The 23846-nt window shown below is 31.4% G+C and carries 24 protein-coding genes, 2 tRNA genes and 1 pseudogene; 17 read left to right on the top strand and 10 right to left on the bottom strand.

The features are described 5' to 3' along the window. The 11 genes and pseudogenes from C6H31_RS07080 to C6H31_RS05320 all read left to right on the top strand — a co-directional run. A pseudogene (locus C6H31_RS07080) lies at positions 1-203 on the top strand (hypothetical protein); the annotation flags it as partial. Positions 204-329: 126 nt separating this feature from the next. Continuing rightward, complete coding sequence (locus C6H31_RS05365) at positions 330-953, top strand: MmcB family DNA repair protein (RefSeq protein WP_104697784.1); 624 nt, start codon at positions 330-332, stop codon at positions 951-953. Then, positions 950-1492, top strand: coding sequence for a hypothetical protein (locus C6H31_RS05360; protein WP_104697783.1), 543 nt, complete (start codon positions 950-952; stop codon positions 1490-1492). Before C6H31_RS05365 ends, C6H31_RS05360 begins: the two co-directional genes overlap by 4 nt. Before the next feature lie 10 nt (positions 1493-1502). Continuing rightward, positions 1503-2048 (top strand): ImmA/IrrE family metallo-endopeptidase, encoded by a 546-nt coding sequence (locus C6H31_RS05355; protein WP_104697782.1) that lies wholly within the window; start codon positions 1503-1505, stop codon positions 2046-2048. A gap of 1 nt (position 2049) precedes the next feature. Then, positions 2050-3099, top strand: a complete 1050-nt coding sequence (locus C6H31_RS05350; protein ID WP_104697781.1) for a beta family protein — start codon at positions 2050-2052, stop codon at positions 3097-3099. 187 nt (positions 3100-3286) lie between these two features. Further along, positions 3287-5410, top strand: coding sequence for a hypothetical protein (locus tag C6H31_RS05345; RefSeq protein WP_104697780.1), 2124 nt, complete (start codon positions 3287-3289; stop codon positions 5408-5410). Further along, positions 5394-6047, top strand: coding sequence for a hypothetical protein (locus tag C6H31_RS05340; protein WP_104697779.1), 654 nt, complete (start codon positions 5394-5396; stop codon positions 6045-6047). Before C6H31_RS05345 ends, C6H31_RS05340 begins: the two co-directional genes overlap by 17 nt. Positions 6048-7053: 1006 nt before the next feature. Beyond that, on the top strand, positions 7054-11064 hold the full coding sequence (locus tag C6H31_RS05335) for a S6 family peptidase (protein WP_158654720.1): 4011 nt from the start codon (positions 7054-7056) through the stop codon (positions 11062-11064). Between the two features lie 335 nt (positions 11065-11399). Next, on the top strand, positions 11400-11789 hold the full coding sequence (locus C6H31_RS05330; protein WP_104697777.1) for a tyrosine-type recombinase/integrase: 390 nt from the start codon (positions 11400-11402) through the stop codon (positions 11787-11789). A 68-nt stretch (positions 11790-11857) separates the two neighbouring features. Continuing rightward, the gene (locus C6H31_RS05325; protein WP_104697776.1) at positions 11858-12160 is read left to right on the top strand and encodes a hypothetical protein; all 303 of its coding nucleotides are present in this window, start codon (positions 11858-11860) and stop codon (positions 12158-12160) included. Between the two features lie 56 nt (positions 12161-12216). Continuing rightward, positions 12217-12981 (top strand): Fic family protein, encoded by a 765-nt coding sequence (locus tag C6H31_RS05320; protein WP_233709907.1) that lies wholly within the window; start codon positions 12217-12219, stop codon positions 12979-12981. A 31-nt stretch (positions 12982-13012) separates the two neighbouring features. Here C6H31_RS05320 and C6H31_RS05315 read toward each other — a convergent pair whose 3' ends face one another. Then, positions 13013-13672 (bottom strand): DUF4145 domain-containing protein, encoded by a 660-nt coding sequence (locus tag C6H31_RS05315; RefSeq protein ID WP_104697775.1) that lies wholly within the window; start codon positions 13670-13672, stop codon positions 13013-13015. A 247-nt stretch (positions 13673-13919) separates the two neighbouring features. Here C6H31_RS05315 and C6H31_RS05310 point away from each other — a divergent pair, with 247 nt between their 5' ends. Next, on the top strand, positions 13920-14117 hold the full coding sequence (locus C6H31_RS05310; protein WP_104697774.1) for a hypothetical protein: 198 nt from the start codon (positions 13920-13922) through the stop codon (positions 14115-14117). A 260-nt stretch (positions 14118-14377) separates the two neighbouring features. After that, positions 14378-14542 (top strand): hypothetical protein, encoded by a 165-nt coding sequence (locus C6H31_RS07010; RefSeq protein ID WP_158654718.1) that lies wholly within the window; start codon positions 14378-14380, stop codon positions 14540-14542. Between the two features lie 421 nt (positions 14543-14963). Here C6H31_RS07010 and C6H31_RS05305 read toward each other — a convergent pair. From C6H31_RS05305 to accB, 6 genes are all read right to left on the bottom strand, one after another. Continuing rightward, a tRNA-Met gene (locus C6H31_RS05305) sits at positions 14964-15041 on the bottom strand. 54 nt (positions 15042-15095) lie between these two features. After that, positions 15096-15500, bottom strand: coding sequence for a hypothetical protein (locus C6H31_RS07175; RefSeq protein WP_104697773.1), 405 nt, complete (start codon positions 15498-15500; stop codon positions 15096-15098). 44 nt (positions 15501-15544) lie between these two features. Further along, positions 15545-16648, bottom strand: coding sequence for a UDP-4-amino-4,6-dideoxy-N-acetyl-beta-L-altrosamine transaminase (gene pseC, locus C6H31_RS05295; RefSeq protein WP_104697772.1), 1104 nt, complete (start codon positions 16646-16648; stop codon positions 15545-15547). Beyond that, positions 16648-17256 (bottom strand): hypothetical protein, encoded by a 609-nt coding sequence (locus C6H31_RS05290; protein ID WP_104697771.1) that lies wholly within the window; start codon positions 17254-17256, stop codon positions 16648-16650. The genes pseC and C6H31_RS05290 overlap by 1 nt, the downstream gene beginning before the upstream one ends. 58 nt (positions 17257-17314) lie before the next feature. Further along, positions 17315-18673, bottom strand: a complete 1359-nt coding sequence (locus C6H31_RS05285) for an acetyl-CoA carboxylase biotin carboxylase subunit (protein WP_104697770.1) — start codon at positions 18671-18673, stop codon at positions 17315-17317. Then, a complete protein-coding gene (gene accB / locus C6H31_RS05280; RefSeq protein ID WP_104697769.1) occupies positions 18673-19140 on the bottom strand; it encodes an acetyl-CoA carboxylase biotin carboxyl carrier protein in 468 nt (155 codons plus the stop codon). Before accB ends, C6H31_RS05285 begins: the two co-directional genes overlap by 1 nt. A gap of 101 nt (positions 19141-19241) precedes the next feature. Between accB and dcd the strand changes: the two genes are divergently transcribed. Continuing rightward, on the top strand, positions 19242-19814 hold the full coding sequence (gene dcd, locus C6H31_RS05275) for a dCTP deaminase (RefSeq protein ID WP_104697768.1): 573 nt from the start codon (positions 19242-19244) through the stop codon (positions 19812-19814). A 10-nt stretch (positions 19815-19824) separates the two neighbouring features. Here the strand turns inward: dcd and C6H31_RS05270 are convergent, their stop codons facing one another. After that, positions 19825-20487, bottom strand: coding sequence for a phosphatase PAP2 family protein (locus tag C6H31_RS05270; protein ID WP_158654717.1), 663 nt, complete (start codon positions 20485-20487; stop codon positions 19825-19827). Positions 20488-20587: 100 nt separating this feature from the next. Next, a tRNA-Arg gene (locus C6H31_RS05265) sits at positions 20588-20664 on the bottom strand. A 125-nt stretch (positions 20665-20789) separates the two neighbouring features. Between C6H31_RS05265 and rpsU the strand changes: the two genes are divergently transcribed. From rpsU to C6H31_RS05250, 3 genes are all read left to right on the top strand, one after another. Continuing rightward, the gene (gene rpsU / locus C6H31_RS05260) at positions 20790-21002 is read left to right on the top strand and encodes a 30S ribosomal protein S21 (RefSeq protein ID WP_104697766.1); all 213 of its coding nucleotides are present in this window, start codon (positions 20790-20792) and stop codon (positions 21000-21002) included. 114 nt (positions 21003-21116) lie between these two features. After that, positions 21117-21860, top strand: coding sequence for a 3-oxoacyl-ACP reductase FabG (gene fabG / locus C6H31_RS05255; RefSeq protein ID WP_104697765.1), 744 nt, complete (start codon positions 21117-21119; stop codon positions 21858-21860). Between the two features lie 168 nt (positions 21861-22028). After that, positions 22029-23081: a hypothetical protein gene (locus C6H31_RS05250; RefSeq protein ID WP_104697764.1), complete on the top strand. Its 1053-nt coding sequence runs from the start codon at positions 22029-22031 to the stop codon at positions 23079-23081. A 40-nt stretch (positions 23082-23121) separates the two neighbouring features. On the opposite strand, the gene C6H31_RS05245 is transcribed toward C6H31_RS05250, so the two are convergent. After that, complete coding sequence (locus C6H31_RS05245; protein WP_104697763.1) at positions 23122-23841, bottom strand: YebC/PmpR family DNA-binding transcriptional regulator; 720 nt, start codon at positions 23839-23841, stop codon at positions 23122-23124. Between the last annotated feature and the right edge of the window lie 5 nt (positions 23842-23846).

The following is a 23846-nucleotide window of genomic DNA, read 5'->3' as shown; positions in this document are numbered from 1 at the left end:
GGATATCTTATTTGGTTTGCGTGGGCGTTTTGATTTTCAAGCCCACTCTTTTACTTCCCTTTGTAGGCAAATTTTTAAAATCTTCACCCTCTGTTTCATTTCCTGCTGTGGAAAGTCTTAGTGTGGTGTATTGTATCTTGATGGTTTTGATGCTTTTTTCTCTCCAAAAAACTGCTCGTAAGAATTCTATAATTCCAAACTAAAGAACAAGTAATGATGAGAGGAAAAGTAATGATTTTTATCCAAGAGCTAGAACTTAAAATCAGTTCTTTAACCTATATCCTCTACAATCTCACAGAGAAAAAAATTAAAGTCATTTAGGAGAAACAATGACTGAAAAACAAATCAAATGCTTATTTTTACAAGAAATGATTAAAGAAAATCGAGATTTGTTATTTGCTTCCATAGAGGTTCCAATCATTGGAGGCAAACGGAAGATGGATATTTTATCTGTTGAAAAAAACAATATTGTTGGTTATGAAATTAAGTCAGCAAAAGATAATCTTACTAAGCTTGAAGGGCAACTAGAAGACTATCTTAAAATATGTGATAAGGTTTATGTAATCCTTGACAAAAAATTTTCAAACTCGATAGTAAAATTACCTCAAGATGTTGGTATATATTTTTTTGATATTGAGAATAAAAAATTTATTCTCAATAGAAAAGCAAAAAAAAATACACCACTTGCATATTATCAATCGCTTTTTATTGCACAGAACACGCTCAAAGAATATCGAGAGAGAAGCAATCAAACCGCATTTGAGATTAGACATCACATCGTTCAGAAGTTCAAAAAAACGGATTTAAAAAAAATGATTATAAGTGAGTTAAGTGATCGTTATATGGAAAACTTTTTACTTTTAAGGAGTGAATTTGAAAGAAACTTAAATACAATACATCCAGATGATTTATTTTTATTGTTTGGTAAAATTTCCATTGAGGAGAGTGTTTGAGTTTTTTGAAATTTTTGTCACCGGGTTTTTTCATTCTGGCTTTTTGGACTTTGATCTTTTTTGGTTTATTTGCTTTTGTTGTATGGTATGCATATGATGAGATTTTGAAGGTTGTTTCTCTAATAGGGAATCAAATTGTCTTGGATGAAGACAAGCATAAAACTCTAGAACAGTTAGTTGCTGAAAGTAAATTAATTTCAGCAAAAGACTATTTTGGTTTTTATATTTCTTATTACAATAACTTTGTATTGATTTTATCTGCGATTGTAGGTTTATTTGGTATTTCATCATTTATTTATCTTAAACGGAAAAATGATGATATTGACACAAATACAAAAAAAGAAATAAAAAATTATTTAAGCAAAGAAATAGATGTAAAAAAATTAACACAGGAAGTTGTTAATGCATATGTTGCATCTCAAATGAAGGAAAAATTTGAAATTGTTGAAAAAGATATTGATATGCTTAAAAAACAAGTAGAGCAAATAGAAATACTAAATCTTGGAAATGAAGAGATGATTTTAGAAAATAAAAAATGAGGATTCTGGTATGGCTTTTATAAACAGGAAAAGAAATGAAAATTTAACCACCTACAATAAAAAAACAATTAAAGAAATATTTGAGCATGCGAGAAATTTAGGAGTTGAGACTTGTCCTTTTGATATTTTTGCCTATATTCTTCATATTCAAGAAATTGACTATTGGGAAGATTATTTTGATAGTGATATTTCTGGAAAAATTGAATATCGAAATAGTGGTATTTATCAAATAGTTATTAATAAATACCATTCTTTGGTTAGGAGACGCTTTACATTGGCACATGAATTTGCACACTTTGTTCTTCATAAGGATTTTTTAATGCAGGGTAATAAAATTGAGGATGGCATTCTTTTTCGATCGGATAATAATCTAAATAATCAACGAGAGGTTGAAGCCAATGGATTTGCCGCAGATTTGCTAATGCCACAAAACTCGTTTGAAAATGAAATAAGACAAGGGAATGTAAAAGTAGAAACTTTGGCTGATTTTTTTCAAGTTTCATATTCGGCAATAAAGTATCGTGCTTTTAAATTGGGTTATCTCAAGGAGTACTAAGATGGAATATTACTATTTTCCAATTTTAAAAAGTCGAGATTCGGAGCTTAGGGCATATAAAGAGCTATCAAATGAAGATAAGAAAAAAATCTTGCCAATCCTAGAGCTTACAAGATCAAGAATAACTCCGAGAAATAGGAATGGATCTATTGAAAAAAAAATGGAAGAGGTAGTTAGTATCTTTGCTGGGAGTTGTTTTATCTTGGATTTGACTACAGAAGAAACACTGGATAATGATCAAATTCAAGATTTGCTTTTATCAAATGAAAATGGCTATGAAAAATGGGTGAATTTCGTTAATCAATATAAATCAAGAGTTAGCTTTATTCCAACCATTCATTTTAATCCTGATTGTATAGACGATGTTTTGAAACAGATTGAGGTTTTGAGTTCAAATTTTTCAACATTGGCATTAAGATTAAATGCTTTAGACACGGATAACCGTATGTATCTTGAAAAAATTCAAGATCACCTTCATAAGTGTATTGTTATTTTGGATGCCGAGAATCAGGATAGAGACTTTAATTTTTTTAAATATATTAAGGCAATTTCTGATCTTGAAATCAAAGCCATAATTTATGCCTACTCTTGCTTTCCAGCAACGGTTCCAATTTCAAATGAAGGGGAAGTAAAAAAATATACTTTAGGTCCTAGTTGTTTATATGAAGAATTTCAGAATGTTTATTATGGTGATTATGCATTAACAACAGCCAGACGATATGATATGCAGGCTAGAGGTTGGATTCCAAGAATTGATATCCCAAATATAAAAAACAGCAAGTTGGAATTTTGGTATTGTAGGTATAGAACTTCAGATCAATTTGATACAGAAAGAGCATATATTGAGTGTGCAAAAAAACTTTATAGCGAGATTGGGATATTGATTGATGAAAAAAAACCTACTTGGGGAGAAAAAGTTTTTTTGGATGCAAAAGATGGATATGTTGCAGGAAAGAGTCCATCTTTTTGGATTTCGGTTAGGAATAATATTTATATTAGCAAAATGATTGCGAATTGTGTAGAAAGCTCTCGAAGGATATTGAAATTATAAGGGGGTTTATAATTACTTCTTTTTTCTCTGCAAAAAACTGCTCGTAAGAATTCTATAATTCCAAACTAAAGAAAAAATAATGAAAGGAGGGGAGTGATGACTTTTATCCAAAAACTAGAATCTAAACTCAATTTTTTAATCTGTAACCTCAATGAGGAAGTAAAAATCATCAAAATAAGGATAAAAAGTGAAATTACAAATTAATATAGAAAATTGTTATGGTATTGGAAAGATAGATAAAGAGTTGGATTTTACCAAAAACAACATTTATGTAATTTATGCTCAGAATGGAGTTTTTAAAACATCATTCGCAAATACAGTCAATGATTTACTGAAGAAAAATCAACCTGAAGATAGGATTTTAAAACATCGAAAAAGCAGTGCAACAATATCTATTGACACAGAACCAATCAGTCGTGAAAATACGATAGTATTTGATTCGTATAATAATAAGCTTGATTCTTATAAAAAGATAAGCACATTTTTAGCGAGCAAAAGTTTAAAAGATGAATATGACAAAGTATTTACAAAATTAGACAAAAAGAAAAAAGAACTTTTTAGTGCAATTTACAAGAAGACAAACAGCAAGGATTGTGAAAAAGAATTTATTGAAGTTTTTAATAATAAAAATATCTATCAGATCTTGGATGAGAATATGGATGCAATCCAATCCCAAAGTGATCTATATACTTTTAAGTATCATGATGTATTTGACGACGATGGGGAAGTTAAAAAATTTATCAATAATAACAAGGGGCTTATTGAAGAGTATTTAGAAAAATACAATGCACTCTTATCTCAATCTGATATTTTTTCCACCACTGAGAATGGACCTTTTGGAACGCATCAGGTAAAGGAGTTGCAAAATGTCTTGCAAGATGATAGGTTTTTTAAAGCAAAACACTGTCTAGAAATCAAGGGTAAAAAAGTTAAATCCAGTGATGAGTTAGGGATACTAATTGCTAATGCTATAGACAAGGTTATCAATGATCCGAATCTAAAAGCAACTTTTGAAAAAATCGAGAAACAAATCAAAAATAAAACTCTCAAAGCCTTTAAAGAGATTTTGATTAAAAATAATTCAATCATTACAAAACTTACAGATTATGAAGGTTTTAAAAAAGAAGTGATGTTTTCATATATGAAACAACATTTATCATTGGTAGAAAACATTGTTGAAATGTTTAGGAATGATAAAAATAAAATCTTAGATATTTTGGAACGAGCGAAGAATGAATATTCAACATGGGAAGAAATTATTGATACTTTTAACGCAAGGTTTTATGTCCCCTTTAAAGTTGAGCTAAAAAATAAAGAAGATGTTTTATTAAAACAGCAAGTTGCAAGTCTGGACTTTATATTTGATGATGGCGAGCAAACAAGAACTAAAAGAGAGGAGTTGGAAGATTGCCTAAGCAATGGTGAAAAAAGGGCTTTATATATTATGCAAATCCTTTTTGAAATTAAGGCAAGAGAAGCGTTAAAAACTAAACAATTATTGATTTTTGATGATATTTCAGATTCGTTTGATTATCGTAATAAACACGCAATTATTGAATATCTTCGCGATTTAGAAAAAAATGAAGATTTTAAATTTATTGTTATGACACATAATTTTGATTTTTATAGAACTCTTAAAAATAGGACAGATAAAAGTCGCCCAATGCTTGTAACAAAAGATAAAGAAAGAAAAATTATATTTCAGCATGGAGGATATGTAAAAAGCTATATCAACAGCATTAAGAATGATGAAATTGGATTGATTATGATGATTCCTTTTGCAAGAAATATTATTGAATACACAAAAGGCAAGGAAGATGAAAATTATAATTTTCTTACAAGTTTTCTTCATATAAAAGATAAGACAAAAGAACTTATATTGGATGATGCAATTAAAATAGTTGAACAAATTTTTACAAGTCGAAAATATTCTGAAGTTGATAGTAAAAAAGGTTTTTTAGATTGTTTGTATAGCAATGCTGACAAAATAAAAATAACTGATGATCCAATGAAATTGGAAATAAAGGTTATGTTGGCTATTGCATGTAGATTAAAAGCTGAAGAATTTATGTTTAAGAAAGTGGCTGTGGATATTGCTTTTGATGAAAACCAAACAATAAAATTATTTGATCAAGTAAAAGGATTGTTATCATCAAATGAAAAACAAATCATGCAAAAAGTTTTGATGATTACTCCTGAAAATATCCATATTAATTCTTTCATGTATGAACCAATTTTAGACATACCCCTTGATCATTTGATTAAATGTTGGGATGAAGTTAAAGGATTGTGTAATGCATTTTCATTTTGAAATCACTCTAGGTGAGGCTACAGATCTTGGAGGAGTATGGGAAGAGAAAGATGTTTTGGATTTTTTGGCCAGTGGGCTTTGCTCAAAGAAACGCTTTTATAAAAAGCGTAAAATCTTTGATTTTTATATCGACTCAAACCTTGATGACCTCAAGGAGTGTAGAGCTACACACTATCTTAAACACTTACAGGAGAGCTATCTTAGGGTTGTGGATATACAAGAACTTCTTTTGCTCTATTCTCATTATAAGTTTGAGAGCGAGCTTAACCCTATATATCTCAAACAAGAGGGAGAGCAAGTTATCTTGACTTATTGGAATGATCGAGGAAGAAAAAATACATACAAAGTTACACAAGCTTATTTCTATGCAAGAAGTATAAATGATTTAAGAGTAACTCTAAGTATAGACTATGAGGGGGCTTATCGTCCCTATGTTTATGATATTTTGGAGAAAGAATCTATAAGAAGTGTAGAGTTTGGAGAACTATGCAAGTTTTTAAATAAGTATGGCTCAAAGGAAAAAATCCCACTAAAAATCATTAAAAAACCAGATCCTAAACCCCCATCATTGCCAAATTTTGAGATTGAGATAATTGATGGGAATATAAATATTATAGAAAAAGAGGATGAAAACTGATAGAAAGAGACTTAAGAGATAATAAAAAATAGCTAAAAATCAACTAAATAATACACGCTAGAAACAAAGGATGGTCTAGCAATAGGCAAAGATAAAGTCTAAGAGTATCTTAAGAAAAGTGGGTTTTGTGTGAAAAAGATCGATGTTTTTTGATGTGCTTGTAGTAAAGAGTCTGAAGCTTGCTTGTAAGAATGATGTGTTTATAGAATCTAAGCTTATTTATAAGAATTTTGATGTGTTTTACGCAAAAAACTAGAATTGCTTATAAAATAATGCATCTATGAAGAAAATCTAAGCTTGCTTATAAAAATTCTGATATGTCTGTGGGAAGAAACTAGAGTCTATTTTTTAAAAATAATGAGTTTATGGTTTATGGAAAAACTAAAGCGCGATTACAAATAATGTATTTATGGAAAGAATCTAGGCTTCTCTATAAAAATTGTGTAGTAAATATAATCTAAATAAAAAAATTTGTAACAAATATAAATAATCTTGTAGGTATATTCTATGCTTATTACAATTTGAAAAATAGATACTAGGTATTTTTGTTATAATCAGCCCCTAAAAATTTTTCTTTTATAAGCAAAGTAGAAGACTGATGGCTTTTACAAAACTTTAGCAAGCTAGATGTCTTCAAAAAATATAAAGAGGATATAAACTTGGCAATAATCTCTGTGATAAAGGTATAAAAATTTGATGGATTTGGTGGTTTAAACCAAGGCCAAAATTTTTAAGCTTTTAGAAAAGTAGAAAAAAGCCTTTGAATGTTGGATCTTTGTATTGGGTCTTTAGGTTTTTAGATGTTGGTCTTCAAGTATGGGTCTTTGACACTAGCCTTTGAATGCTAAGTCTGTGAATATTAGCTTTTAAATGTTGGGTCTTTAAACCACACTAGGCTTTCAAATACCTAAGTCTTTAGATTAGGTCTTTGGACTTCAAAGCCTTTGAAATGCTCTAAGTCTAGACTATGCCAAGCATTGGAGAATAGAACTTTTAGGGGTCGATGGTGAAAAAATCTTTAATCATTGGTTTGAGTTTTGGTGCTTCTGTTGCGTTTTCTAATATCGCAGACTATAATTTTTCCTATCAATATTATTTGGATTTTGGACAAAACAAAGGGAAATTTACCCCAGGTGCTACTAATCTTACTTTGACTGAAAAAAACACAGGCAAGGTTTTTGCTCTCAATGCCCCTATGCCAGATTTTATAGGATCTACAGATAATAGTGGAGTTGCAACATTGGTCTATGGTTCTTATATATTTACTGCAACACATACAATTTTTGGAAGTCTTGAAGCTATGGATTTTACCTATACAAAAGTAGATTCTGAAGAAATGGAAGTTCATATTACTGACACTGGCTATGTGCGATATGATAAATTTTTCACAGGGTTGGTGTCTCCGGATGGTTTTTTGGAATTAGGTGAGGGTGAGGGGCTTGATACCACGCGCTATACCGAAAATTGGAGAACTGGTCAGGGGGCTGCTAGGTATCGAAAAGAAAATGGAGAAATAGTTGAGATTCAAGGTGCAGGAATTAGGACAGGTGGAAGATTGAGATATTCTCATGTACTTGGACACGGGAAAATACAATTTGACATACAAGATACCTTTCTTTCAAACACTTCAACAGCAGGAGATAGTGGATCTCCTATGTTTGTATGGGATACCTTAGAGCAAAAATGGGTTGTAATTGGAGCTCTCAATTCTAGTAATCGTAGCACTTTCACGATTTATGCTCCCTATAGGCAAAGCGAACTTGATAAGCTAATAGAGCGCAATACTAATCCTGCCATAGCCTTAAATCATTCAAAAGTGCTATGGGATAGTGGAGAAAAATTAGGAGATTTTGAAGCAAAAAATAATAAGGATCTTATTTTACAAGGTGGTGGAGAGATTTTTCTTGGTTCTAATATTGATCAAGGGCATGGGGGAATTTATTTTGATGAGAATCAGCACTATGTTTTTAAGAGTGCTGATGCAGGGGAGAGCTTTTTTTGGAAGGGAGCAGGGCTAAGTATTGGCGAGGGGAGCCAAGTGGATTGGTATGTCAAAGGAGTTGGTGGTAAAAAATATACTTCAGGCAGACCTGGCTATGAAGTGATACCAGATTCTTTACATAAAATTGGAAAGGGCACTTTAAATGTTTTTGTTGCAAATGAGGGTTTTTTAAGACTGGGAGATGGAAAGGTTGTTTTAAATACTCAAGATCTTGCTTTTGATGGTATTGTTCTTGTAAGTGGCAGACCAACTTTAGAGCTTATAGAGGGCAAAGGCTCCTCTATAGATCCTGATCGTGTGTTCTTTTTTTCTAGAGGTGGAACTTTGGATATTAAAGGAAATGATTTTACCTTTAATATTATCCAAGCATCAGATAATGGAGCTAGGATTATCAATACAGGCAGTAAGATTGCAAAGATTGATATTAAAAAAAAGATGTCTAATGCACTTGATATGCCAATTGAAGGCTCTGGGAGCTTTTTATTTCACGGCAATATCGGAAATAATATCATCATTTATAAAGATGGACAGAGTCAGGAAGCTTGTCCTTGGAGTGATACAAATCCTACATTTTGTGAATCAGGCTATGGAGAGAATCTTTTGGCTTTTGATGGAAATATTACTAATCCAGATGGAAAAATTGAGCATTATAATGGGAAATTGGTACTTCAGGGTCATCCAGTTATTCATGCTTATTTGCCAAAGGGAAGTGCAGAGCATGTAGCAAGGATTACAGGAGATGATATCTATTCTACTCCTACAAGATTGGATCAAGAGGATTGGGAGAATAGAATCTTTGTATTAGATGAGATTGTCATCGCACAAAAAGATGAATCTACGCAAACTATTGATAATAGTTCAATATTTATTTTAGGTCGTAATGCAACATTGCTTAGTAGTATTAAAGCAGATCGCACAAAAGTTTATTTTGGTGGGGATCAAAAAATTTATTCTGATAGTTATGATGGAGAGAATGTCAGAAACACAAGTTCTGATCTTGCGACTTTTTTGCAAAAAGCAGTTGCAGGAGTTTCTCAAAAAGATGAGACATTTTATTTTGAGGGAAATTTAGGGGGGATAAATCAAACAAATTTTGTCATTTCAAATACATCTAGCAATCCTTTGAAATTTGGAACTTTTGAGGCTAAGGATAAAAGATTTTTTAGAAATAATAAGATTGTTTCTTTGGATTTGGTGCCTACAAGTCAAAATACTTATACTATAAGTCTTGATTCTACATCTAGTTTCAAGGCAAGATATGTGGATTTTTATGGAAATAATCAGGCACTCTTGTCTGGAGGGACTGAAAATAGTATTGCTTTTTTAAGACTTTTTAATCAGCAAAGTGTTGTATTGGGGGATCTTTTTATCAAAGATATATTTCTTGGCAGTGATGAGAGCTCCTCTACTTTGAGCTATGATTCTGCGATTACATTTCATAGCTTGCTTTCTACTTTAAGTCTTACAGGAACTTTGAGTTTGAGTAATGGAAGTGCGCTTTTGTTTGATAATAAAGAAGAAAGCTTTGTTTATGCAAAATACAATACTCCTTATAACTTAATCAAAGCAAATACTATTCTTGATTCAAGAACTTCAAAAGATGTAATATTCTTAAATCCAGATTATTTGAGAACCATAAATCCTAAGACAATTACCACACCTAGTGAGATTAATCTTGTTTTTGAAAAGAAGCAAAATGATATAGTGGTTGGAGATAAAAATTTAGATTGGCTTGATACTTATATTTTGAATGTTCAAAATGAAAGTGATGAAGCGTTAGCGGTGCAAAAACTAGAAAAAACCAACCAAATTACGGGACAATTTAGAGGTTTGTTAGAAAGTATTGCAAGAACAAATGATAGGGGTCAAAAGGTTTTTAAAGATATTTTTACAGATGTTTTGATTCTTGGGGCGGGCGATAGTGGAAATATAGGGCTTTATAGTTTTTTGGAAGAAGTTGATAGTAATCTATCAAAAATTGCCAATTCTGATTTTAGTCTTAATTTGGGTCTTTTAAATACTATTGTAAATTTTTCTTCTTTGAGAAATCAAAAATCACTCAACCAGCAAATTGCTAAAGTGGATTTTAAAGCAAAAGCTTATCTTGCGCAAAATGATAAAGGAAGTCTTGATTTTAAGGATTATAAAGAGAATCAAAATTTAGTACTTGATTCTTTAGTGTCACAAAAAGATGTGCTTGATTATAGAAATAGTGTTTATGCAAGTATAGTGGGAAGTTATTATAACTATGAGGGTAGTTTGGGAGCAACGGGTATCACTATGGGCTATGATAGGATTTTGTTGCAAGAGCCAGAGCATTATTTGAGTGTCGGTGCGTCTTTTAGCTATTTGTATGGTATTTATAATCAAGCAAGTATTAGACAAAATTCTCAAGCGTTTATTTTTGGACTTCATACGCAATATTTTTATAAAAATAATGAGTTTTTAGTCCAGTTTTTTGGAGGGATAGGGCTGAATGAAAAAACCACAAAAATTGTTTCTAATTTTCAATTAAATGAGTTAAATGCGACAACCTCAACTACAGATTTTCTTGCAAATACAAGCTTAACTTATAAATATAGATTTTTGTTGCAAAAAAGCACTAATCTTTATCAAGCTCTAAAACCTGTTGTAAGTTTGGGGTATCAGCATTTTTATATTCCAGGAAGCCTTAATAATGATGTATTTCATTTTGAAAAGATCAATCAGGGGATCCCAAATATCGAGGTTGGGCTAGAGTATAACATCTCCACTCAAAAAATAGAAAATATCTTGCAGATGAATTTAAAATATAACCTACAAACAATAGGGCATAGAAAGGTAGGTATAGGGACATCTGCACCTTTAGACTATAGAATCAATATGCAGGACTTGTATGTCGGGCTCACTTATTTGGGGAATGTGTCTTTTGGTGATTCGTTATTTTTAAATTATCAAATTAGTGCAGAGCTAAGTCCTATCAATCCAAACTATTTTGGTGTATTGGGAAATGTGGGCTTAAAATATCAGTTTTAAAATAATAACCTCTTTTTTATCTCATAGGTACAAATATTACTCCTATGACTTCCTTTGGTGGAGGTTTTTGTCTTATGGTCTATAGGAGGAAATTCACAGAATTTTTCCACTTCTTTTTGCAGAGATGTAAATAGTGATATTGGCTCTAAAGATACATTACACAAAATTATAAAATCTTGAATTGGAATGATTTTTATTCCCTTGTTTTTTTTGTTTTGATTCTGTTAAAAGAGCCCTGATGAATGGGTTTTTACTTAGGTTGATTAAAGATTAATTGTGTAAAATTTCATCATCAGAAATTAAAAAGTTTTAAGTAAGAAAGATATTAAAATCTGGTGCTAAGTCTTAATACAAATGGTCAAATGGAAAAACTAGAGTTTGGGGAGAGCAATATGAGTGATGATATAAAGACACAAGAACAAAATACCAAGGAAAAAGAAAGTAGCTTTTTTCTATTGCAGGGAAAAGCAGATAAAATCTACTCTGCAACTTATCTTGCCTTTTATAGCAAAGTCAATCGCTTTTTAGCAAAATGTAGAATCGATCATAAAAAAAGCGGTTGTCATATTTTTAGACATAGTTTTGGAGATTGCTTAGTTAGCCAAGGTGTAGATTTAAAAATTATTCAAGAGCTTCTAGGACATAGTAATATCACAACCACATCAAAGTTTTATACAAGAGCAAGTGATGAAGTTAAGGTTTCAATATTAAATAGCGTTTTATAAGTGTTTAGGTCATTTGAAAAACCAATAAGGGGTTTATATCATAATATTATTTAAAGCTAGGAGGCTGAATGACAAATAATTATAGACGCTTTAGAAAAGAGCGTGAGAAAGTTTTTAAAATGATTATTGCTTTTTTAGAGAAAAATAATGCAATGAGCGATAGTGGTGGTTGCTTAAAAACAGAACTAGATTATTTTATTAGAACCAAATGTGAGCGAAATGGCACAAATATTTTCTTATCAAAATTAAAAGATTTAGGCATTATTTCAATGACAAGTTATTTAAAAGATGGGAAGGTAAGATTTTTTATCAAGCTTTTAGAAAACTATAAAGAGAGTTTTAAAAATGCAGTGAAAAATGATGTCTGCTGATTTGAAACAATGTTGTTAAGGGTTATAATAATTTAATAAAAATAAGGAGAATAAAATTGTTTCAAGCTTTAAAAAACGAAGAGTATTTAAAAGATTTAACTATCAGAATGGCACATCATAGCACTGCCATTGAGGGAAACACTCTTACACAAAATCAAACTGCAAGTATTATTCTTGAAAATTTTATACCCAATCAAACAAGTGAGAGAGAATTTTTTGAAGTAAGAAATTATCGCTTTGTAATTCCTAAAGTCTTAGAGCTTTATGAGCAAAATTTAAGGGATAAAAAAAGTATTGATATCCACCAGATTAAAGAGTTGCATAGTGTTTTGATGGATAATTTAATTGATAATAAAGGACAATTTAAAACAATCCCTAATCTCATTGTAGGAGCAGATTTTGAAACAAGCAAACCCTATCTTGTTCCCACGCATTTACAAGAAATGTTAAATAACCTAGACTATCAAATCAAGCAATCTAAGAGTGATGATGAAAAATTAGAAGCTATATTGCAATCACATTTCCATTTTGAAAAAATCCACCCATTTAGTGATGGTAATGGAAGAGTAGGAAGACTTTTAATGTTTTATTTTTGTATCGAAAATGAAATCACACCTTTTGTCATACAAAAAGAACAAAAACCCTTATATATTTCAATCCTAAGAGAAAATAATTTAAGTGAGTTTAAAAAGTTAGCTAAAACTCAGCAAGAGATTGAATTAGGGCGTTTAGATATTTTTTTAAATCAACATAAGCAAGAAAAAAAGAAATATTGTTTTAAACAAGATAATCAGTGTAAGACAAGAAGCAGGGGGAGATGAAAATTTCTTTTCCCTTTTTATAATCTTCTAATTAACTATCTCTTTTTTCAATAGCATCTCTAGCCCCCTGAGGTGTTGTTGCATATAACTCATTAATTTCTCTAGGTCTCGTAATCATTTCCTTAACAATTAAGTTAATCATCTTAAAAAGCTTTTCTGCAATATCTGGATTATCATTAATATCCAATTCTTTTGGATGCACTGCATTGTTTCCTATGATTCTAATACTATCAAGTGCCCTTTGAATGTTTACTGAAAGATTATGGTTTTTGACAAGAATTCCTATATCATCATCAATTTTTTTGCCCTTTAAATCTCTGTAATCTTCGTAATTATCTCGAAGATAGATCATTAACTCTTGCAATGCCAAACGCAACAAAGCACAAGAAGCTCTAGGAGAATCTCCTAAAACTAAAGAAGCCTCTTTATAGATTTCTTTAACTTTTTCTGGCATATCTTCTATTGGAGGGGTAGCTAGTTGCCTTGGATAAATCATCTTGGTGTCATTGTTGCTTTTTTGCCAAATCATTTCCTTTTGACAACAAGCACCCATAGCAACATAATATCCATTCCTTAGTTGAATGTCTTGATAATAGTTATATAAATCATTCCATGCTATTTGAGCAAATGCTCCACAATGTGGGCAATTAAAAGTTTCTTTCTTAAATTCTGGTTTAACATATTTTCCCATTCTTATACCTCAATAAAAAGTTTAGTAATTCTATCAAAATCATAGATTAGATATTCCTGCTTTTATTTTACTCGGATTTCATGTGTATAATTTGTAACCAAATAAAAGAAACTGCTTTAAAGGAAAAAGATCTTAATACCATACTACTTCAGGTATTAAACAATTACTAAATAATAGTTATACACCTACTTGAAAACCCCTAAAACAAGAAATAAAATAACCCTATATCAAAACAAAGGATTAAAATATGAATATTAGCGAAGCAATCTTATTTTTACAAGATATCCAAAAAGAATTAGGTGATATAGAAATTATTACAAGGGATAGTAATTTAGAGGGATATTTTTTTGAACTAGATAGTATCTATCAATATGATTTAAATGGAAAAAAGTATGTTGTTATAGAACCAAGTAGGGATTTTTTGGAAGATGAAGATTTTAAGTAGAAAATAATATATGGAGTAAAATATCTTATCTTGATTTATTTTTTAAACCCACAATATTCTTTTATTAAAAGCTCATACTATTGTATATTTTTCTTAAATCATTACTAAATAAGTATTAAATAAGTATTAAATAAGTATTAAATAAGTATTAAATAAGTATTAAATAATAGTATTTATACCCATTTGAAAACCCCTAAAATAGGCTATATAATAATATTATAAATTTAAAATAAAGGAATATTACATGTCAGGATTAAAGGTTGTTAAAAAAATATGAAGTTGAATATGGAAACGAACTTTTTAAATATGAAATTAGTATTCTGCTCGAGTTGTTAAGGTATTTTGATGTAGAAATTTCAAAATATAGAGAGTTTTATGAAATTGATGCTAGGGCAATAAAAAGATTAAATAAAGTTGATTCTTAGAGTGTTATCATTCCCCAAAAATATATAAAAAATGATTTTGCAGACTCCCCAAAAATATATAAATTATTTTTAGCATATGTGAATAATTTTTATCTTTTATAATTCCCTAGATATCGGTATTTAAGAGGTTTTTAAAAATAAAAAGTCGCAGTTTTTCACAAGACTACTAAATATATAATAATTAACAACATATTAAAAACATTTTTGAAGAAGTAAAACTGTGTAAAAACTTTATAAAAATTTTTGATTGATAAACTAAGTTTTGTGTTAGTATTGTGAAATTTTGAATAAGGAGGACAAATAATCGCTGAGATAGATTTTTGGTAAGCAAGTTATCAAGAATAGATCATCAAGGCAAATAAGATGCTCAAAAGGCTAATTCCTCTTAGAGTGTCCTTGTTTCTCCCTACCTTTTTTAAAATGGTGTCAAGGGGGGGACTTGAACCCCCGACCTCCGGCTTATGAGACCAGCGCTCTGAACCAGCTGAGCTACCTTGACATAACTCCGTAGATTTGAAAGTGTAATTCTATGAAAAAATAGATAAAAATCAGCTTAAGTATTCAAATCAATTTGATTTTGTGTGATAGATGCATTCTTATATCGAGTAATAAAGTCTTGCACATTAAAAGTATCATAGAGATTTAGATTTTTATTTTTTCTATTTCCATTATAAAAATTAGTAAGAGAATAAAGAGATTGGGCCGCCATCATCTTTTCACTTTCACTCATTCCCGCTGTTGCTCTTTGAAAAGCTTGATATTCTGAATCGCTCATCAACTCTAATACTAAAAAACCATAAGTTTGACGCTTGTTCTCATTTTCTTTTAAGCTAGAGTGTATTTCTTGAGTAATTTGTTTAGTTTCTGGAGCTTGCTGGACTTTATTTACACCTTGTTTTGCGCTAAATAACTCTTGGAAAGGATTCTTTTGCATATTTAAGTTGGTTTGAATCTGCATGACTACTCCATTCTTTTTGGAGTAGAAGCAAAAACAATTCCAAATTAGAATTTTTCTAAAATGCTAAGAATTTTTTGAGCCACTTTTTTTGCAAGAGTAAGATCCATTTTTTGATGACAGGGAATTGAAATTTCTGCATTATAAAAATCTTCGGCTTGGGGCAAGAAGAGATTGGAAAATTTATCTTGATAAAATGAAAAATGATAAATAGGCTTATAATGAACCTGAACACCAATTTGGTTTTCTAAAAGTTGATGAAAAATCTTTTCCTTTTTCTCCCAAAGTTCTTTTTTTAATAAAATAGGGTAGAGGTGATTACTTGATGTGTAGAGATTATTTTGGTGGGTTGTATCAAAATAAGGGTTATCTTTGAAGAAATCATCATAAAAGGAAGCAATTTCTTCGCGAATTTGTATGAATCTCTCTAGCTTTTGAAGTTGTGTAATTCCAAGCGTGGCTTGAATTTCATTCATTCTAAAATTAAAACCATTGCTTAAAACATCATAATGCCAAAGCTTCTGTTTAATTACACCATGAGATCGTATAAGCTTTGCTTTTTCATAAAAATCTTGAGAGTTTGTAAGCAATGCCCCACCTTCTAGAGTTGTGATAGGCTTTAGGGGGTGAAAACTAAAAATACTTATATCAGCAATAGAGCCTACTTTTTGATTTTTGAATCTACTACCTAAAGAGTGTGAGCTATCTGATATGAAAATCAAATCATTTTTTTTAGCAAGTTCTTTGATTTGCAGTGCTTCAACACTTTTTCCACCATAATCTATTGAAGCAATTGCTTTAGTTTTTGGTGTGATTAAAGAGTTGATTTTTTTTTCATCAATATTGCCATCATTTTTAATATCGCAAAACACAGGGGTAGCATTATTTTGTAAAATCATATTGCTGGTGGCAACAAAGCTAATTGGGGTGGTAATTACTTCAGAATCTTTTAGATCACAAATATTATATGCTGCATAGAGTGCAGATGTAGCAGAGTTGAAAGCAAGGGCATATTTTGCATCACAGAATCTACAAAGATATTCTTCAAACTTCTCTACAGTATGCCCTTGAGTTAATAATGATCCTCTAAGAGCCTCATTGATCGCATCAATATCATCTTGCTCAATCAATTGGGTGCTATAGGGTAGCATTAGGCTAGGAGCTCTAGGACACGATTAAGAGATAGGTTTTGTGTATCATGTGCATTTTTAAAACCATTTTTTGAGAGCATACTAGAATCTAAGTGATTATAATTTTTGCTAGTAGCAAGAGAGTTATTTAGCTTGTTTTGTAAGACACTAATAGCTTTTTTTGTTTGATTTTGTTGTATTTTTGTTTCTTGAATTAGCTTTTTAAGTCCTTGAATATCTTGAGATGATCTTACATACTCTTTAATTTTTGAGTAATCAATATCAAGATTTGATGAAAGGCTTTTATAATCTTTATCAAAGACATTCTTGCCATTAAAAGTGCTTGTTTGAAAAATGCTATTAAGGCTTTTGTATTCCTTTGAAGATAAGTCTTTTTGGTTGATTAAATATTTAGCCTGTTCTTGAAGCTTTTGTAATGATTTTTCTGCAACTTGCAAAGAGCCAATGCTTAGATTAATTTCTTTGACATCACTAGCATAGTTATTGGTATTGATTTTTAAAGAATCCTTCTTTGAAGTATTAATACTTTCTTTTAATTCTTTTTTGACCTCTTGTTCTGTCTTATGAGGCATTCTAGCTGTCATTGCTGTGTGAGAAGTGATTTTCATTGATCATTCCTTATAAATTGCAAATTTCTAAATATCTCATAAGACTTACAAGCATTTTTCATTCCATATTCTGTTCAAGATATTTTGTATGGATTTTAGCTTTTCTAAAGTCTTTATTATCCATCATTTTTAGATGAAAAGGTATAGTAGTTTTAATCCCTTCGATACAAAACTCTTTTAAAGCTCTTTTGGTTCTTTCTATTGCTTTTTCTCTATTTTCTCCCCATACAATGAGTTTGCCTATCATTGAATCATAATACATAGGAACTGTATATCCAGCATAAGCATGGGTATCTAGGCGAACATTGGCTCCACCAGGTGCAATCCATTTGGTAATTTTCCCAGGACAAGGATAAAACTTTACAGGATCTTCTGCCGTGATACGACATTCTATAGCATGTCCTTGAAATTTAATAGAATCCTGAGAAGGTAATTTTTCGCCTTCTGCAATTCTTATCATCCACTCCACCATATCAAGACCGCTTACCATTTCGCTAATTGTATGCTCAACCTGCAATCTTGTATTCATTTCCATAAAATAGAAATCTTTATTGTTTGCATCAAGTAAAAACTCAAAAGTACCAGCACCTACATATCCAATGTGCTTTGCTGCTTTAACAGCTGTCTCTAATAGTTTTTGTCTTACTTCTTCATCTAAAACTACAGCAGGAGTTTCTTCAATAAGTTTTTGCTGTCTTCTTTGAGCAGAACAATCCCTCTCTCCAACATGGATAACATTACCATGTTTATCTGCAAGGATTTGAACCTCAATATGCTTTGGATTTAGTATAAACTTTTCCATATAGATAGTTCCATCTCCAAAAGCGCTTAAAGCTTCACTTTCTGCAGCTAGATAGAGGTTTTTTAAAAGACTTTCATTCTCTACTACACGCATACCTCTACCACCACCACCAGCTGCTGCCTTAATAATCACAGGATAGCCAATTTTTTTAGCAACCTCTTGAGCTTCTTGGTAATTTTTTAATGCCCCATCACTTCCAAGTATGACAGGAACACCTGCTTCCTTCATCACATCTTTTGCTTTTGATTTGTCACTCATCAAAACCATCACATCAGCACTTGGGCCAATAAATTCAATTTCATGATGAGAACAGATTTCAACAAAATTCTGATTTTCACTTAAAAAACCATAGCCAGGGAAGATGGCATCAATATCAAAAAGTTCCGCAGCACTCATAATCGCAGGTATATTTAAATAACTATCACTTGATTTTGGACCACCTATACAGATTTTTGTATCAGCTACATCAAGATAATAAGCATCCTTATCTGCTGTAGAATAAACAGCAACTGCCTCTTTTCCCATCTCTTGAATGGTTCGGATAGCCCTTAGAGCAATCTCCCCTCTATTGGCAATAAGGATTCTTTTTATTTGCTTTTTTTGCACATTACTCATTATATTTTCTCTACTTTCACGAGTTTAGAACCAAATTCTACAGGTTGAGAATCGCTAGCTTCAATTGCAACTACCTTGCAATCATATTCAGCTTCAATCTCATTCATAATTTTCATTGCTTCAACAATACCTATGGTTTGTCCTTTCTTGATTGTATCACCAACTTTAACATAAGGTGCTGCTCCAGGTGAAGGACAATGATAGAAAGTCCCAACCATAGGAGAAAGAATGTAATCTTGTGTGTTAGAAGTGTTGCTTGGAGTGATTTGTGCTTGTGGGTTTTCTGTATGTTGAATAACATTTTGTTTGATTGCAGATGTTTCTATAACAGGTATAGTTTTGAAAGTTTCATTTAAGGATATATTTTTTTCAAGCTCTATTTCAAATGGTTCTTGCTTAATTTTCAACTTAGAAATCTCACTTTTATTAAAGATCTCAATTAAATCCTTAATTTCTTTTAAATTCATATCTATCCTTTATGTATATCTAAGATAAGCTTCGGGGCTTTGATTCTGGTATAATACCATAAATTTGAAGTATAAAATACGATTGATAGTAGGAATTTAAGATGGGTTTAAAATCAGATATTTGGATTAGGGAGATGAGTTTAAAGCACAGAATGATTGAGCCATTTTGTGAAAAACAAATAGGTAGGGGAGTGGTTAGTTATGGTTTAAGTAGCTATGGCTATGATATTAGGGTCGGACATGAATTTAAAATTTTTACCAATATTAACACAACAATTGTAGATCCAAAACAATTTGATGATAAAAATGTTGTCGATGTTGATGCAACAAAAGAAGGTTTTTGTATCGTGCCTGCCAACTCTTTTGCATTAGCAAGAACAGTAGAATATTTTAGAATGCCTAGAGATGTCTTAGCAATATGTCTTGGAAAGAGTACTTATGCTCGTTGTGGAATTATTGTAAATGTGACCCCATTTGAACCAGAGTTTGAAGGGCAAATAACCATAGAAATATCTAATACAACTCCATTGCCTGCTAAGATATATGCTAATGAAGGGATTGCGCAAGTTTTGTTTTTAAAGGGTGATGAGGTATGTGAATTTAGTTATAAAGACAAAAATGGGAAATATCAGGCTCAAACAGGCATTACACTTCCAAGGATTTTGCAAAAATAGCTAAACTAGATTAGAATCTATGATAAATGAGTAGAGAAACTTGATTGTCTGTTATTCCATTATCAAGTTCTTGAGAATCAACATTTATATTAACATTTGTTCTCCCAAGGTATTTGCTTGAGACAAGGTAAGATAGGCCATAACCTAGTATTGCCCCAGCAATTACTTGTGTGACAGAATGTCTCTTTGAAGTTACTCGAGAGATACCTACAAGAGTTGCAAGAATAGTCGTAGGAACACCCCATTTCCATCCATATCTGCGCTGCATAAAGCCTGCTGCAGAAAAAGCAGCAGCTGTATGCCCTGATGGGAAACCATCATAAGAACCACTATCAGGTCTTTTGCTAATAGCAGCTATATTAGGATGAGTTTTAGCAATTGCAGAAAATGTAAGTTTACTTGCATAAGTAATAGCTAAAGCACTTCCAGAGCCTATGGCTAGCTGTCCCAAACCTTTGTAGTCTTGTAAAATTAAAGAATAAGTAGCAGCTGCTAATGGAAGAAATTGAAAGATATCTCCATAGATTTGAAAAGCATCTTTTGCACTGAGGCGATATTGTGGTTGTGTAGGAATAACAAAGAGTGATAAACAAATAGAAAGTAAGAATTTTTTAAACATGGAAGATATGGGTTTAATCCTTGAAAAACTATAATAATAATTATATTTAGACACCGACTACCTAGTAGTCACCACTACCGCTTTAAATTAAAATTATCAGATTTATATGATTTATAAATTTATAAGCCATTTAAATTATGTTTTATTTATTTTATGGTATGCCCAGAGGGATTCAAACCCCCGACCTACAGGACCGCAACCTGTTGCTCTATTCAGCTGAGCTATGGACACACAACGACTGCAATTATATCTAAAAAAGTTTATTTTAGTATTTGATTTTTTGAGAAAATATCATAGAATACTGCCTGGGGTTTTTAATCCCCAAAATATTTTAATTCAGAAAGTAGGTGATTTAAGTGCCTGGCATTAAAGTAAGAGAAAACGAAAGCTTTGATGAAGCATATCGCAAGTTTAAGAAGCAAACAGATCGCAATCTTGTGGTGACAGAATGTCGAGCAAGAAGATTTTTTGAATCTCAAACTGAGAAGAAGAAAAAGCAAAAGATTAATGCAAAGAAGAAGATGCTTAAGCGATTATATATGCTTCGCAGATATGAATCTAGGCTATAAATTCTTTCCCAAGATTACTAATCTTGGGTTATGCTACATTAGAACTTCAGTGATGTAACTCAAAGTTGGAATTAAAGTTTTGCTCAAAATAAGTTTTGTAAGACGGAGGTTTTTATGCAATTTTATGGTAAAAATGTGCTGATTACTGGTGCAAGTAAAAGTATTGGAGCTGATATTGCAAGAATTTTGGCATCATATGGGCTAAAAGTATGGATTAACTATAGAAGTAAGCCAGAATTAGCAGAGGCCTTGAAGGATGAAATTGAAAAAAATGGAGGAAAGGCTGCAATTATTTGTTTTGATGCTACCGATGAAGCTGCCTTTAGTGAGGCAATTGCAATGATTGTGCAAAGTGATGGAGAATTGTCATATTTGGTAAATAATGCAGGAATCACAAATGATAAGCTAGCACTGCGAATGAAAGTAGAAGATTTCATGGGAGTGGTTGATGCGAATTTGAAATCTAGCTTTATTGGCTGTAGAGAAGCTTTGAAAGTAATGAGTAAGCAGAAATTTGGTAGTGTAGTAAATATCGCATCCATTATAGGTGAAAGAGGAAATGCTGGTCAAACTAATTATGCAGCTAGTAAGGGCGGTATGATTGCTATGAGTAAATCATTTGCATATGAGGGTGCTTCTAGAAATGTTAGATTTAACTGCGTAACACCAGGATTTGTTCAAACAGATATGACAGCAGAATTAAAAGAAGATGTTAAGGAATATTATCTTAAAAATATACCGTTGGGTCGTTTTGCAAGTGGTGTGGAAATTGCAAATGCAGTTGCATTTTTACTAAGTAATGGGGCAAGCTATATTACAGGAGAGGTGTTAAAGGTAAATGGTGGTTTATATATGTAGTTGAACCCTTTGATATAACTACTTATCAGCTTAAGCAATTCATTCTATAGAGGTTTTTTGAAGGTTTCTATGATTTTTTTAGAATACTTAGAATGAATCAAAAGTGACCTTTAATTTAGGATTTTTAGTTTAAAATGAGCCTAATATAATTTAAATGGAGGAGATAGAGTGAAAAAACTTTATAAAATTTTATTTGTTTATTGTTCTTTTGTCGCATATGTAGATGCAAATGAATTAAAAAATGTTGGGAAAAAAGGAACCTTAGATAAGAATCTACATTATATAGCACTTAGTGATACTGATATGATGCGTCTTAGTGATCCCTATATTAGAAATCCAGATAGTCTAAAATCTTCTAATACAACAAAGGAAAGTATAGATTCTAATACATCTAAGAATATGGATAAAACACTAGAGGATGTTATTTTAAATGAAGGTGGAAAAAAAATAGACACAGTTGTTGATCTTGTCACACAGCAGGCGGATCAAGAAGTTGATTTAAGGGATTCAAAAAATAAGAGTGGTTTTATGTTAGGGACACAACTTATTCTTAAAAAGCTTGAAATTTCTCAAGTTATTTCTGGATTTCAAGAACTTATGAGCACAACCCCTTCTTTAAATGCTGGACTTATTTTAGGATATCAATTTTATTTTAGTAAAAGATTTGGTTTCCGTCTTAGTGGATTAATAGATGCAGGAAGCCCAGCGACATTAAAAGCTACAAAGTTAAAAGCAATTGAGCTTACTCCTGCACAGACACCTGGTACGGGAGGAGGGATTACAGCTGCTAAAATAACTCCTATTGAAGAGGTTTATCAGAAATATTGGCCCATTAAAGGTAGTATTGAATTAAGCCTTCTTTTGGATTTTGTTGCGACACAAAAGCATGTGTTTGGAGGATTAATAGGAGGAGGATATGAACTTGAATGGAGTGTTCCTGTTAAGGGAAATGCCATTGTAGGTGAAAATAATACCTCTGCGCTAAGTAAGTTGGTTCAAAAACCTCAAGGTGTAATTACTAGTGGTCTTTATCCTATTGTTGGATTGTATTACTATTACAAGAAACATCAAATTGGAGTTAATTATCGCTTTGCAGAATATTACCTAGTTAGTGAGAATAATACTCGTTGGGATTTTGATACAGGTAATGGAAGTTTAAAAACAACAACAAAGTTTAGACCAAAGCAGTCTATTACACTTTATTATATTTATAGATTCTAGTTTTATAAAAGAAGAGGTTACGCTCTTCTTTTATCTGTTCTTATTCAATGTTGGTATAAATAGCCTGCACATCATCATCTTCCTCAATTCTATCTAAGAGTTTTTCTATTTCATTGAGTTGTTCTTCTGTAAGATTGATTGGATTATTGGGAATGCGTTGCAATGAAGCTTTTTTGATAGGAATTTCTAATTTTTCAAACCCCTCATTTAATTTTCCAAAATCTTGATAATCACCATAGGCAATAAATAATTTTTCATCAGAATCTTCCACTTCTATGAGTTCTTGGAGTCCATAATCAATAAGTTCAAGCTCAACTTCTTCAATATCTTGTTGAGGTTTTTGAAACTCAAACACACTTTTTCTAGAGAACATAAATTCAAGTGATCCATTTGGAACAATGCTAGCATTGGGTGTTTTATTAAAATAACTTTTAAGATTTGCAATAGTTCTTGTTGGATTATCTGTAGTGCATTCAATAAAGATTAAAACACCATTGCTGGCTTTTCCCTCATATGTAATTTCACTAAATATTCCATCTTTTCCACTAGCTCTTTTGATGGCAGCTTCTATATTATCTCTTGGCATATTTTGTGCTTTTGCATTAGCTATGGCTGTTCGAAGCTTTGCATTCATCATTGGATCTAAGCCACCCTCTTTTGCAGCAACAGTTATTGCCTTAGCAAGCTTTGGAAAAATCTTACTCATCTTATCCCATCTTTTTTCTTTAGCTGCTCTTCTATACTCAAATGCTCTTCCCATTTTTT

It is taken from the genome of Helicobacter sp. 'house sparrow 1' (assembly GCF_900199585.1).
Classification (GTDB): domain Bacteria; phylum Campylobacterota; class Campylobacteria; order Campylobacterales; family Helicobacteraceae; genus Helicobacter_H.
The sequence above is the reverse complement of the archived record's forward strand: the minus strand, read 5'-3'. Positions and strand labels throughout refer to the sequence as shown.